Genomic DNA, 13009 nt, shown 5'->3' on the forward strand with positions numbered 1-13009 from the left:
TGCGTAGGGGTTTTCCTGCCCCGCTACAAATAAAAAACGGCGATAACAAAATTCTCAATCGCCGCGCCTACATAGGCCATTTCAGCTACGAAAGGCACATTATTTTTAATGATTATATCGGCATGACTCGATTATGGGGCACAGCATGCTGCACCCCATAAACTTAACGTACGCCGTACGGCTTCACCTGACCGCTCAAACCACTGATCGAGTTCAACGCGGACAGAGAAGACTGCAGCTTCTGTTTTGAGGCATCCGGGCCGACGTAGATCCGGGTGATCTGGCCCTGTACCGGCGTTGACGGCACGGTAAAGGCACGGTAACCGGACAGCCTGAGCGATGCCACGACCTCGTTCACCTTGGCAGCGTTCTTCAGCGCACCGAGCTGCACTACATAAGCCTGCCCTGCCGGCGCTTTCTCTTCCGCCGGTTTCTGCACGGGTGCAGGCTCAGGCTTGGGTACTGGCGTTGGCTCAGGTTTCACCACCGGCTTCACCTCTACCGTTTTCGGTTGCGGTACCGGTTTTGGCTTCACTTCTACCGGTTTGGTTTCTACCGGTTTCGGTTTTGGCTGTGGTGTCGGCTGCGGCGTCGGTTGTGGACGGCTTTCGACCGGCGGCGTAACCAACGTAGGTTGCTGCGCCGGCTGGCGAACAGCCTGCTGCGCTGCGGCCTCATTGGCCGCCTGCTGCTCAACCAGTGCGCCCGCCCCTTCCGGCGGCTGTGCCGGTAGCGGTTGGCTTACCGGCGGCACCACGTCGTTTTCTTCCACATCACCAGCTTTCGGCACCAATGGAATGGCGGCGAACTCGTCCTCATAATGTTTCTTTTTACCGTCCAGCAGCCCTGGCAGGATAATCACCCCCAGCGCGACCAAAATCACGGTACCGACCAATCGGTTTTGAAATTTACTTGCCACTCACACTCCCCGCTCGTCTAACGCCGCCATAACCTGTGCAACGGTGTGGAACGATCCACAGACGATCACAATATCCTGAATATCTGCGTCCTGCATAGCCTGACGCCAGGCAGTTTCGACATCGGCAAACTGCCGCGGTTCCGTCAAATATTGCGCCAAAAGTTCGACGCTGGCCCCGCGCGGCCCGTCCAGCGGCGCGCAATACCACTCATCGACCTGCTCACTCAGACAGGCCAGGGTACCGGCGATGTCTTTATCCGATAGCATCCCCACCACCGCACGCACCTTGCCGCCGTTGCGCGGTAAGGTCGCGAGGCGCCCGGCCAGGTAACCTGCCGCGTGGGGGTTATGCGCCACGTCGAGGATCAGCATCGGGTCGCGTCGCACAATCTGGAAACGCCCAGGCAATGTCGCCTGCTGCAAGCCGGTGAAAATCGCCCGCTCATCAATTTCCAACGCAGAAAAATGCAGCGCAGCCAGTGCCGTCGCCGCATTGGCTAACGGCACGTTGGGCATCGGCAAATCGGTCAGCAAAGTGCCCCCGCCCTGCCACTGCCAGCGTTCGCCCTGTTCGCTGAAAGTCCAGGCATCGCCACGGCGATACAATTGGGCACCCAGGGTTTCTGCTACCTGTCCAATGGTGGCCGGCATATCCGGTTCCCCCACCACCGCCGGCTTGCCGCTACGGAAGATCCCGGCTTTTTCACGGCCAATGCTTTCGCGATCGTTGCCCAGCCAGTCGGTATGATCCAGCGCAATGCTGGTCACTACCGCCACGCTCGGATCGACGATATTGGTCGCATCCAGGCGGCCACCGAGTCCGACTTCCAGGATCACCACGTCAAGCTTAGCCTGTTTGAACAGTTGCAGCGCCGACAGGGTGCCAAATTCGAAGTAAGTCAGTGAAGTTTCACCCCGGCCCGCTTCAATAGCAGCAAACGAGCGGCAGTGTTCGGCCTCGCTAAGTTCATCGCCCTGAATACGTACCCGCTCGGTATAACGCACCAGGTGCGGCGAGCTGTAGACGCCAACGCGCAAACCGGCCGCCATCAGGATGGTTTCCAGGGTGCGACAGGTGGTGCCTTTACCATTGGTACCGGCTACGGTAAATACCGTCGGTGCAGGAGTGAGTAAATCAAGATGCGCCGCAACGCGCTGTACGCGTTCCAGGCCGAGTTCGATCGCCTGGCTATGCAGACGTTCCAGATAGAAAAGCCACGAGCTCAATGGCGACGTGGCTTGGGGAATTTGGTGGTTTTGCATGAGTCCCGTCACTGAACTTGGGTTCATTAATCCATCAGGGCACCACCCTCACCGCGGTAAAGGCGATGCTCTCCGTTTTCAGCCGTCATTTAGCCACAAAATGGCGGCTGAACCCCGCACCGATTGGTACCGGCGCGGGGAACTTATTGATCTCAGGCGTCGGCCTGATTTTCCTGCTCGGACAACGGCGCGGCTTCATCGAAATGCGGCTGCGGCTGGTTGGTCAGCTTGGAAAGGATACTCGCCAGAGTCTGACGCATTTCCGGACGGCGTACGATCATGTCGATCGCGCCTTTTTCAATCAGGAACTCACTGCGCTGGAAGCCCGGCGGCAGTTTTTCACGCACCGTCTGCTCGATAACGCGTGGGCCGGCAAAGCCGATCAGCGCTTTCGGCTCGGCGATATTGATATCACCCAGCATCGCCAGACTGGCGGAAACGCCACCCATGGTCGGGTCGGTCAGTACCGAAATGTACGGCAGACCACGCTCCTGCAGTTTCGCCAGTGCGGCACTGGTTTTCGCCATCTGCATCAGCGACATCAGCGCTTCCTGCATACGGGCACCGCCACTGGCTGAGAAACACACCAGCGGACAGTTGTCTTCCAGCGCCTGCTCAACCGCACGCACAAAGCGCGCGCCGACCACGGACGACATGGAACCGCCGATAAAGGCGAATTCGAACGAAGCAGCGACAATTGGCATGCCGTACAGCGTGCCTTTCATTACTACCAGCGCGTCTTTTTCACCGGTCGCTTTCTGTGCGGCAACCAGGCGGTCTTTATACTTTTTGGAATCCTTGAACTTCAGAACGTCTTTCGGTTCCAGTTCGCTGCCCAGCTCCACTTCACTGCCTTCATCGAGCAGGGTATGCAGACGCATACGCGCAGTCATGCGCATGTGGTGGTCGCATTTCGGGCACACTTCCAGATTACGCTCCAGCTCGGCGCGGTAGAGAACCTGACCGCAGCTGTCGCATTTGGTCCATACCCCTTCAGGAATACTCGCCTTACGGGTTTGGGTGATATTGCTCTTGTTAAGAATTCGTTCAATCCAGCTCATCGATGACCTTTCTGTTTGAACCTGGCAGACGCCAGTCCGCTGTTCATGCTTTAACAATCCCCCCGAGAACACCAATGAAAAAATGCCTGAGCAAAACGCGTCATGCGCGCGAGCAAGGCACAGGTTTCAAGGTTGTTAACAGGAACAGACCATAAATGTCGCTCATTAAACCATATCGGCCCGACTCTGTGGACAAAAAACTGGTCGAACCGACAGGTTAAGCGATGTTTTTACTGTTTTTGCTGGCGGGCAGCCGCACGCTTATGGCGCCAAATTTCAATGACACCCGGCAGAATTGAAACAATGATGATACCCACGATCAACAGTTTCAGGTTTTCCTGCACGATCGGCAGATCGCCGAAGAGGTAGCCAGCATAAGTGAAGAGCAGCACCCAAACCAGTGCACCAATCACGTTGTAGGCGGCAAAATGGCGATAGGACATATGCCCCATACCGGCGACGAACGGCGCAAAAGTACGCACAATCGGCACAAATCGCGCCAGAATAATCGTTTTCCCACCGTGTTTTTCATAAAACTGGTGGGTTTTATCCAGGTAGCTGCGGCGGAAAATTTTCGAATTCGGGTTACTGAACAGCTTATCCCCGAACAACCGGCCAATGGTGTAGTTCACCGCATCACCCAGTATCGCCGCGCCGATCATCAACGCGACCATGGTATGTACATTCAGATCGTTGGTCGGCAATGCCGCCAGCGCACCGGCAACAAACAACAGAGAATCGCCCGGCAGGAAAGGTGTCACCACAAGTCCGGTTTCGCAAAACAGGATCAGGAACAAAATGGCGTACACCCACATACCGTATTGCGCTACCAGCTCGGCCAGATGCACGTCAATATGCAGAATAAAATCAATTACAAACTTGATGATGTCCATAGGTTCTCTCTTTTACCGGATGTCTCACCCACCCGGCAGGTACACAAGGGAACAACGCGTCAGGCGCGCCGGCGTTTAATCGTCGGGTAAAAACAGTGGCCCCATTGGCGGCCGGGGTATGGCAAAGTGCTCCGGATAATCGACGCTAACCAGGTATAACCCGTCGGCCCGCGCCGTCGCTGCAGCCAGATTACGATCCTTCAGTGCCAGTAATTCGGCCATCCAGTTCTCATCCTGATTGCCGCAGCCAATTTCCATCAGGCTACCGACAATATTGCGAACCATATGATGTACAAAGGCATTCGCCTTGATATCTACCACAATATACTCACCGTAGCGCGTAACTTTAACGTGTTTTACGTTACGCCACGGCGTGCGCGACTGGCATTGCACGGCGCGGAACGAAGTAAAGTCGTTCTCGCCCAGCAGCGCCTGCGCCGCCCTTTCCATTCGTTCGGCATCCAGCGGGTGATAAAAATGGGTCATCCCCTGCTGCAATACCGCCGGGCGGTAGCGGTGGTTATAAATAATGTAGCGGTAACGGCGCGCAGTCGCGCTGAAACGGGCATGAAAATCTTCACTCACGCCAGTCACCCAACGCACGGCAATATCCGGCGGCAGATGGGTATTGACGCCCATCGTCCAGGCCGCGTCCTTGCGTTGCGCGGTGGTTTCAAAATGCACCACCTGACCGGTGGCATGCACCCCGGCGTCGGTACGCCCGGCACACAACACGTTGATCGGCGCATCCGCTACCTTGCTCAACGCCTGTTCCAGACAGGCCTGCACGCTGGCAACTTCCTGTTGACGCTGCCAGCCGTAATACTGGCTGCCGTCATATTCAATCCCCAGCGCGATTTTCAACGTCGGCTGGGTGGGCAAGACAACTTCAGACATCAGTACATCTGCTCCTGCACCAGACGCTCTGCGGTTTCGATCGCCATCAGCGCGCCGCCGAAACGCACGTTGTCGGCCACCGACCAGAACTGCAGGATTTCCGGAATACCATAGTCATTACGCAAACAGCCGACGCTCAGCGCATCGCTGCCAGAGGCTTCGGTCACCTGGGTCGGGTAGTCGTCTTCTTCGCTCAGTTGAATATCATCCACCTGTTCCAGCTCGCTGCGCGCTTCTTCTGCAGACATCGGGCGCAAGGCTTCCAGGTGAACCACCTGCGCATGGCCGTAGAATACCGGCGACTGCACACAGCTCACGGAAATCGGCAGCCCTTCGTCCTGCAGCACTTTACGCACCTGATCGACAATCAAACGCTCTTCACGCACGCTGCCCTGTTCGTCGGCCAGCAACGGCAACAGGTTGAACGCCAACTGCTTGGCGAAAACGCCCGCTTCAGCCGGAATGCCGTTCAGCAGGCGCGCACTTTGGCCGGCCAGATCGTCGACCGCCACTTTGCCGCGTGCCGATACCGACATCAGGGTGGTGACGTGCAGGCGGGAAAGCCCGGCCTGTTCGGTCAGCGGTTTGATTGCGGTCAACAGTTGGCTGACCATGCTGTCGGCCACGGCAACGATATTGCGGTTACGGTAATCCGCCAGTACCTGCGGGTTCACCCCAGGAACCACCAGCGGCACGTCCGGCTCCAGCGCAAACAGGCCGCTGGTGTCGATCACCAGGCAACCCATGTTGCCGGCTTCTTCCGCGTAACGAGCCGAGGCTTCGGTACCGGCGACGAAGAAAGCCAACTGCGCCTGTGACCAGTCAAATTCTTCCGCGTTTTGCACCAGTACCGATTTGCCGTTGAAGCGCACCGTAGCACCGGCGCTGCGTTCACCGGCCAATGGATAGAGTTCGCCCACCGGGAACTGGCGTTCCTGTAATAATTCCAGCAACGCTTCACCTACCGCGCCAGTGGCGCCAAGCAGAGCGATATTCCAGCCGTCAGACATTGGGTTTCTCCAGAGTATTTATTCAAATGCAGATGGGCGGCTACTGCACCGCCCTGATAACAAAATTAGTCGCTGTGGCTTAAGAAAGCCTTATGCCGTCAGGAAACCCAGCTTGTGCAGCAGCTCCGCACTGGCGCTGTCATCGCACTGGACGCGTAATGAAGACCATTCGCGGCGTTCCTGGTAATGCTTGCGCAGACGATCAAACTCGCCCGGTTGCCCGGCCACTTTGCGCAGCGGCGCATCATCGCGGCGCACATCATACACCAAGTGCATCAATCGTTTTAATTTGCCTTCGTCCAGCGGCCCATTGAGTTGGATCTGGCTGAATTCGGGCACCGGCAACAGCGAGGCCAGCTCGATCTGTTGCGGTTGGCCCAAGTGGCGGCTGAAGGCCTCAAACACCTGAGTGGTGCCACGTGCCTTGCCTTCCAGCGTGTAACCGGCAATATGCGCGGTGCCAATATCCACCCGCGCCAGCAACGGCAGCGAAAGCTCCGGTTCCGGCTCCCACACGTCCAGCACGGTACTCAGTTTTTTGCCTTTCTCCAGTACCTGCAACAGCGCAGCATTGTCCACCACCGCACCGCGACAGGCGTTGATCAGAATGCGATTGTCCGGCAACGCCGCCAGCAGTTCCGCGTCCACCAGATGCAGTGAGTTATAAGGGCCGGATTTATTCAATGGCGTATGGAAAGTGAGCACGTCGGCTTCCGCCACCAGCTTTTCCAACGGCCAAAACTCACCGGCATCACCGCGTTCAGCGCGCGGCGGATCGCATAACAAGGTACGGACGCCCAGGGCTTTCAGGCGGGCATCCAGGCGTGAACCTACGTTGCCGACGCCGATAATACCGACGGTTTTATCCCGCAGTTGGAAACCATCGCGTTCGGCCAGCAGCATCAGCGCGGAGAACACATATTCCACCACCGCAATGGCGTTGCAGCCCGGTGCAGCAGAAAAACCGATGCCCTGCTGTTGCAGCCAGACATCGTCTACGTGGTCGGTACCGGCGGTCGCGGTGCCGACAAAACCAATGCGGGTACCGGCCAGCAAGGCCTCATTCACTTTAGTCACCGAACGCACCATCAACGCATCGGCATCGGCCAGCGCATCACTCGGGATCGGGCGGCCAGGCACCGCCTGCACATTCCCCAAACGACTGAACAACTCAGTCGCGTACGGCATATTTTCATCAACCAGGATTTTCACTTATTGCTCCGACGGTTTACGGCTATTTCGCTGGGAAATAGTGTGCCACTGAATCATGCCCGGCGAAAGCGCTCGGGGGTGGTACCGGCGATTTGCTGGAACATGACAATAAACGCCGAGGCCGAGCTGTACCCCACCTCCAGCGACACTTCCTGCACGGTTTTGCCCTGTTCCAGCAAGGATACGGCATGCAGGAAACGCAAACGCTGGCGCCATTCGCTAAATGACATGCCCAGATCCTGCTGGCAACGGCGCGACAGAGTACGTTCGGTGGTATAGACCCGGGCAGCCCAGGCGGCGAGCGACGTATTGTCCGAAGGACAGTGTTCCAGCGCCTCCAGCACCGGTGCCAGGAATTTGTCTTCGGATGACGGCAGGTAGGTTTGTTGAACCGGCGACAGATGCAACTGATCGATCAGCGCCCGACACAGGCGCAAGTCCTGTTTGCTCTGCGGGATATATTGTTTGCGTGCATAAAAATCTTCGGCAATGGCGCGGAAAATGGGCGTCACGCTGACCAGACAAGGGTCGACCGGCATCCCGGCGCACAGCGGCAAAGCAATATCGACCATGCGGCACTGCGCCAGGCGTTGGTTATAACAGGAGTGTTCAATTTCCGCCGGCGCCCACAGCACAAACTCCGGCGGCGCCAGAAAACGTTGACCACCGATGCGCAGCACCATAACACCGGCCTTGACCCACATCAGTTGCCCCCAACTGTGCCGGTGCGGCTGGAACTCGGTGCGGGCATTGAATTCCTCGCAGCGGAACTGCACCGGGCGTGGCGCCGGGATCAGTGCTTCAGGGTAATGACGGATTTCTGGCATGGTTTCGCCCCGTGACTTGTCTTGTTTAGGGAAAATATTGTCTGGATATCGCTATATATAATAAACCGGACACGAGTAAACTAGCCAGCATGTCCGTCGTTAATGAGAATAATTATCATGAATATGCTATTCCCTCTGCTGGCGGTGTTGATTTGGTCAATCAACGCCGTGGTCAGCAAGCTCTCCGCCACCGCCATCGATCCGGCCGCCATCTCCTTCTATCGCTGGTTACTGGCGCTGATCACGCTGACGCCTTTCGTGCTGCCCGGCGTGATCCGTCACTGGGCGGCGATTCGCGCCAACTGGTGGAAATTAATGGTTCTCGGCATGCTGGGGATGGTGTTGTATCAGAGTCTGGCTTATTACGCGGCGCACAGCGTCAGCGCGCTGTTTATGGGGATTATTGTTTCCCTGATCCCGTTACTGACTATTCTGATCAGCATAGTGCTGTTGCGAGTGGCACCGACGGTGGGCATCGCGATCGGCAGCCTGTTGTCGCTGGCCGGTTTGATTTGGCTGGTGAGCGCCGGTAATCCGGCCGAGTTGCTGCAACATGGCATCGGTAAAGGCGAGTTGATGATGTTTGCCGCCACCGCCGCCTATGCGCTGTACGGCGTGCTGACCAAGCGCTGGGCGATTGCGTTGCCAAACTGGCAATCATTGTATGTGCAGATCCTGTTCGGCGTGGTGTTGCTGCTGCCTAACTTCCTGATGGCGCAGGACGTTGCGCTGACCAGCCAAAATATTCCGCTGGTGCTGTTCGCCGGTATCCCGGCCTCGATCGTCGCGCCATATCTGTGGATCCACGGCGTGATGCGCCTGGGCGCCAATACCGCGTCGATCTTTATGAATCTGGCTCCGGTATTTACCGCCATCATCGCGGTGCTGTTCCTGCATGAGCATCTGCACAGCTACCATCTGATCGGCGGCGGCATCACTCTGTTGGGTGTGATCCTGTCGCAACGCCTGCGTACACCGCTGGGCCGTAAGGCCAAGCAAACCGCAGAGTGTGAAAGCTAAGGCAGCAGTTGAAAACGCACCCGCACCAGCAGGCCCCCCAGGGTGGCCGAGGTCAACAGCTCCGGGCGGGTGCCGTGATAACGGGTGATGTCGCTGACCAGCGCCAGCCCCAAACCGGCACCGGGCTGATTGCCCACGTTATCCAGCCGATGAAACGGCTGCAGCGCCTGTGCCGTATCCTGTTCGGCAATCCCCGGGCCGCTGTCTTCAATTTCCAGCACGCACTCTCCAGCCAACTTATCGATGGTTAGTCGTGCCGTGACCGTGCCCTGATTCGGGGTGTATTTCAGCGCATTATCCAGCAGGTTGGCGCACAGTTCGGTCAGCAGTAACGCCTCCCCGCCGACCCAACAGACGGATTCCCCCTCATACCCCAGATCGATGCGTTTGCTGCGTGCTTGCGGCAGCCGTGAAAAACAGGCATCGCGCAGCACCTGCGCCAGATTCACCGGCTGCAACTGGTGGTCGGCCTGGTGTTCATGGGCTTTGAGTCTGGAAAGGTAAAGCAGCCGATCGGTCAGTGCCACGGTGTTATCCAGCGTAGCGCTCATCGCCAACAGACTTTCCCGCCACTGATCCGGATTATCGCTGGCCAAGGCTACCCCCACCTGAGTTTTCAGTACGGTTAACGGCGTGCGAAGTTGGTGCGAGGCGTCGGCGCTGAAACGTTCCTGACGCGCCACCATCAGCCGCAGCCGTTCAATATAACGGTTGAATGCCAGCAACAGCGGCTGCATTTCCGACCAGGGCAACACCATCGGCAGCGGCGTCAGTTCGCCCGGGTCGCGCCGTAACATAATGCCGGAAAGCTTACGCATCGGTTTCAGCACTCGCTTGAGTAGCGCGAAGGCCAGGATCATGGTCAAAACCACCACCGTTCCCTGGCTAAGCAAGGCGGAAAGCATCATTTGCCGTGCCAGATAACGGCGCGATTCCAGCGTTTCCGCGACCAGAATGGTCGCCATGCCCATCACGCCGGACTCGTTGATCGGCTGAAACAGCGCGGCCACGCGAATAGGTCGGCCGCGATATTGGGCATCATAAAAGTGCACCAGCGCCGGATACAGACTGGACCGCAGGATATGAGGCGGCATCGGTGGCAGGTCGTTATAGCCTGAAATACTGTCGCCCTGCGGGGAGATCACTTCGTAATAAAGCTGATCGTTCATGTTGCGCTCGAAGCTGTCGAGCACGATATAGGGCACGTCCGCCTCCAGCCGGCCATTGCGCACCACCAGGCGTTCCGCCACGGTACGTGCCGACGCCAGCAGCGTGCGATCGTAGGCCAACGTGGCAGCATTCATCGCGCTGAAATAGTGGGTATATATCGAGATGCTGCCCAGCACCAACAGGGGTAAGCCAAAGAACAACAACAGTTGATAAAACAGTGAGCGTGGCGCGTTAAACCACCTCATTGCAAAGCTCCAGGCTGTAGCCCAGACCACGCAGGGTGATGATCGCCACATTGCTGCCCTGCAGCTTTTTCCGCAGCCGATGAACGTACAGCTCGATGCTTTCCGGGTTGGCTTCATCGGACAGGGTAAATACCTGTTCAAACAGCTGCTGTTTGGCAACCGGGCGGCCACGCCGGTGGATCAAGGCGGTCAGTACCGCCAACTCTCGGGGCGTCAGCTGCAGCGGTTTGTCATCGAGTTGGAAATAACCTTCATCGTGATAGGTCAGCGCACCATACTGCAACGCCTGCTGGGTGACGCCGACGCTGCGGCGCAGCAATGCCCGAATGCGCGCTTCCAATTCATCGAGTTCGAACGGCTTAGTCAGGTAGTCGTCGGCCCCCAGATTCAGCCCTTTGACGCGATCGGCAACGTCGGTTCTGGCCGTCAGCAACAGCACCGGCAAATCCTGCCCGCGCTTACGCAGCCGGGCCAGCAGTTCCAGGCCATTAAGCCGCGGCAGCGCTACATCCAGCACCACCAGTGCATAGGTCTCGTTTAACAACAGGTGGTCGGCTGCCAACCCGTCCGGCGCAACGTCAACGGCAAAACCGACGCCGGTCAGCGCCTTTTGCAGCCAGTGGGATAGCTCGGGATGGTCTTCAACCAATAACAGACGCATGTTTCCATTCCATTGATTTATCTATACCTGCAGACCGAATACTGCGTGATGGTACCCAGATCCGGCCCGTTGTTAATTAACATCTTGATAACCGAAGGATGGCACGGAAGACAGGGGGATAGAAGCGTTATACCGGGCCAGTTTTGGGAGCTGGGGCACAATTGTGACACTGAATAAACTCTGGCCCGTCGGCGCAGTCGTCTATTCAGTGGGCAGGCTATTATTATTCTCTGTCGGCCAGGGCAATATCCAACACCGGCTGCAATTTGGCTGGCGTGAACGGAGGAGAAACCAATACCGAGCGATTATTGGCGGCAAAAACAATATCAATACCGGTAATACAGGCCGTCATAGGGCAAACGTACCTATCACCTTTTCCTGTAGCGAAATGCAGTTCAAAAACGCCGATGTCCGCACGCAGGCGTTTCAGCCGGCACTCACCTTCCTCCCCGGAAAGGTCTGCATATGCCGACGGCAACATTTTGATAGCTTTGACTTTATCGCTGTCCCTGCCACCCAATAACTTCCCTAATGAAAACATAACCCTGCACCTGTAATAATTTTAATTTTGGCTATTTTATCTCAAGCCACAGACGACAAAACTGATATTACGCAGGCTTTAAGCAAGGTTTATGGGCTGTTATTACCTCGCCGCATGTGTTAGCGCAGCGGTCAATTTGGCCAGCTATCATGGTGCTAGTGGCACTAACAGGAGATGCATATCACATCCCGGAAACTTTTCCGCCGGTTGAAAGGTAAATGAAAGGTTGTTGATTTAACAATTCAGCAACCCGTATCGGCGGGGATCCGCACCGACTGAAAAATACCTTGGGGAAAGCAATGAAAAAAATAATCACCCGCACTCTGACCGCTACCGCCCTGCTACTGGCAGCCAATCAGGCCTTTGCCGTGGAAGCACCGAAACGCACCGAATGTATCGCCCCTGCCAAGCCCGGCGGTGGGTTTGACCTGACCTGCAAGCTGATTCAGGTCTCGCTGCAGGAAACCAAAGCCATCGATAAACCGATGCGTGTGACCTACATGCCCGGCGGCGTTGGCGCCGTTGCCTACAACGCCATCGTAGCCCAACGTCCGGCAGAGTTCGGCACGGTAGTCGCCTTCTCCGGCGGCTCGTTGCTGAACCTTTCTCAAGGGAAATTCGGCCGCTACAACGTGGACGACGTGAAATGGCTGGCCGCCGTCGGTACCGACTACGGCATGATTGCCGTCCGCGCCGACTCGCCATACAAAACCCTGAAAGACCTGATGGATGCCTTCCAAAAAGATCCGAACAGCGTGGTGTTCGGTGCCGGCGCCTCTATCGGCAGCCAGGACTGGATGAAAACCGCCCTGCTGGCCCGTGAAGTCGGGGTCGACCCTCACAAGATGCGTTACGTGGCATTCGAAGGCGGCGGCGAGCCGGTTACCGCGCTGCTCGGCAACCACATTCAGGCCGTTTCCGGCGATCTGAGCGAAATGGTGCCTTACCTGCAGGGCGACAAAATCCGCGTGCTGGCGGTGTACTCGGATCAACGCCTGCCGGGCCAGTTAGCCAATGTACCGACCGCCAAAGAACAAGGCTTCAATCTGGTATGGCCAATTATCCGCGGCTTCTACGTTGGCCCGAAGGTCAGCGAAGAGGAGTACCAGTGGTGGCTCGACACCTTCAAGAAAATGATGGCGACCGACGAGTTCAAAAAGCAGCGCGATCTGCGTGGTCTGTTTGAATTTAACCTGAGCGGCAAGGAACTGGATGCCTACGTGAAAAACCAGGTCAATCAGTACCGCGAACAGGCCAAAGTTTTCGGCCTGGCCAAGTAACCGGGGGCAA

General features: G+C 57.1%; 13 protein-coding genes. 2 read left to right on the forward strand and 11 right to left on the reverse strand.

Annotated features, from left to right (window positions below; genetic code table 11):
• Nucleotides 1-163 precede the first annotated feature (163 nt).
• The 8 genes from dedD to FCL49_RS12795 form a co-directional block, all read right to left on the reverse strand.
• On the reverse strand, nt 164-919 hold the full coding sequence (gene dedD, locus FCL49_RS12760; protein ID WP_174353874.1) for a cell division protein DedD: 756 nt from the start codon (nt 917-919) through the stop codon (nt 164-166).
• Complete coding sequence (gene folC / locus FCL49_RS12765) at nt 920-2182, reverse strand: bifunctional tetrahydrofolate synthase/dihydrofolate synthase (protein ID WP_174353875.1); 1263 nt, start codon at nt 2180-2182, stop codon at nt 920-922.
• Between the two features lie 152 nt (nt 2183-2334).
• The gene (gene accD / locus FCL49_RS12770) at nt 2335-3243 is read right to left on the reverse strand and encodes an acetyl-CoA carboxylase, carboxyltransferase subunit beta (RefSeq protein WP_135317370.1); all 909 of its coding nucleotides are present in this window, start codon (nt 3241-3243) and stop codon (nt 2335-2337) included.
• A 230-nt stretch (nt 3244-3473) separates the two neighbouring features.
• A complete protein-coding gene (locus tag FCL49_RS12775; RefSeq protein ID WP_135317371.1) occupies nt 3474-4136 on the reverse strand; it encodes a DedA family protein in 663 nt (220 codons plus the stop codon).
• A gap of 75 nt (nt 4137-4211) precedes the next feature.
• Nucleotides 4212-5033, reverse strand: coding sequence for a tRNA pseudouridine(38-40) synthase TruA (gene truA / locus FCL49_RS12780; RefSeq protein ID WP_174353876.1), 822 nt, complete (start codon nt 5031-5033; stop codon nt 4212-4214).
• Nucleotides 5033-6043: an aspartate-semialdehyde dehydrogenase gene (locus tag FCL49_RS12785; protein WP_174353877.1), complete on the reverse strand. Its 1011-nt coding sequence runs from the start codon at nt 6041-6043 to the stop codon at nt 5033-5035. The genes truA and FCL49_RS12785 overlap by 1 nt, the downstream gene beginning before the upstream one ends.
• Before the next feature lie 90 nt (nt 6044-6133).
• Nucleotides 6134-7255 carry a 4-phosphoerythronate dehydrogenase PdxB gene (gene pdxB / locus FCL49_RS12790; RefSeq protein ID WP_174353878.1) on the reverse strand — a complete coding sequence of 374 codons (1122 nt, stop codon included), beginning with the start codon at nt 7253-7255 and terminating at the stop codon, nt 6134-6136.
• A 53-nt stretch (nt 7256-7308) separates the two neighbouring features.
• Nucleotides 7309-8082 carry an AraC family transcriptional regulator gene (locus tag FCL49_RS12795; protein ID WP_174353879.1) on the reverse strand — a complete coding sequence of 258 codons (774 nt, stop codon included), beginning with the start codon at nt 8080-8082 and terminating at the stop codon, nt 7309-7311.
• 117 nt (nt 8083-8199) lie between these two features.
• Between FCL49_RS12795 and FCL49_RS12800 the strand changes: the two genes are divergently transcribed.
• Nucleotides 8200-9102: a DMT family transporter gene (locus FCL49_RS12800; protein ID WP_174353880.1), complete on the forward strand. Its 903-nt coding sequence runs from the start codon at nt 8200-8202 to the stop codon at nt 9100-9102.
• Here the strand turns inward: FCL49_RS12800 and FCL49_RS12805 are convergent.
• The 3 genes from FCL49_RS12805 to FCL49_RS12815 form a co-directional block, all read right to left on the reverse strand.
• Nucleotides 9099-10517, reverse strand: coding sequence for a sensor histidine kinase (locus FCL49_RS12805; RefSeq protein ID WP_174353881.1), 1419 nt, complete (start codon nt 10515-10517; stop codon nt 9099-9101). The genes FCL49_RS12800 and FCL49_RS12805 overlap by 4 nt on opposite strands.
• A complete protein-coding gene (gene tctD / locus FCL49_RS12810) occupies nt 10504-11178 on the reverse strand; it encodes a transcriptional regulator TctD (protein WP_017893510.1) in 675 nt (224 codons plus the stop codon). The genes FCL49_RS12805 and tctD overlap by 14 nt, the downstream gene beginning before the upstream one ends.
• Nucleotides 11179-11401: 223 nt before the next feature.
• On the reverse strand, nt 11402-11719 hold the full coding sequence (locus FCL49_RS12815) for a hypothetical protein (protein ID WP_174353882.1): 318 nt from the start codon (nt 11717-11719) through the stop codon (nt 11402-11404).
• A 299-nt stretch (nt 11720-12018) separates the two neighbouring features.
• Here FCL49_RS12815 and FCL49_RS12820 point away from each other — a divergent pair, with 299 nt between their 5' ends.
• A complete protein-coding gene (locus FCL49_RS12820; protein WP_174353883.1) occupies nt 12019-12999 on the forward strand; it encodes a Bug family tripartite tricarboxylate transporter substrate binding protein in 981 nt (326 codons plus the stop codon).
• Nucleotides 13000-13009 lie beyond the last annotated feature (10 nt).

The sequence above is a fragment of the Serratia proteamaculans genome (assembly GCF_013337185.1).
GTDB classification, from domain to species: domain Bacteria; phylum Pseudomonadota; class Gammaproteobacteria; order Enterobacterales; family Enterobacteriaceae; genus Serratia; species Serratia proteamaculans_D.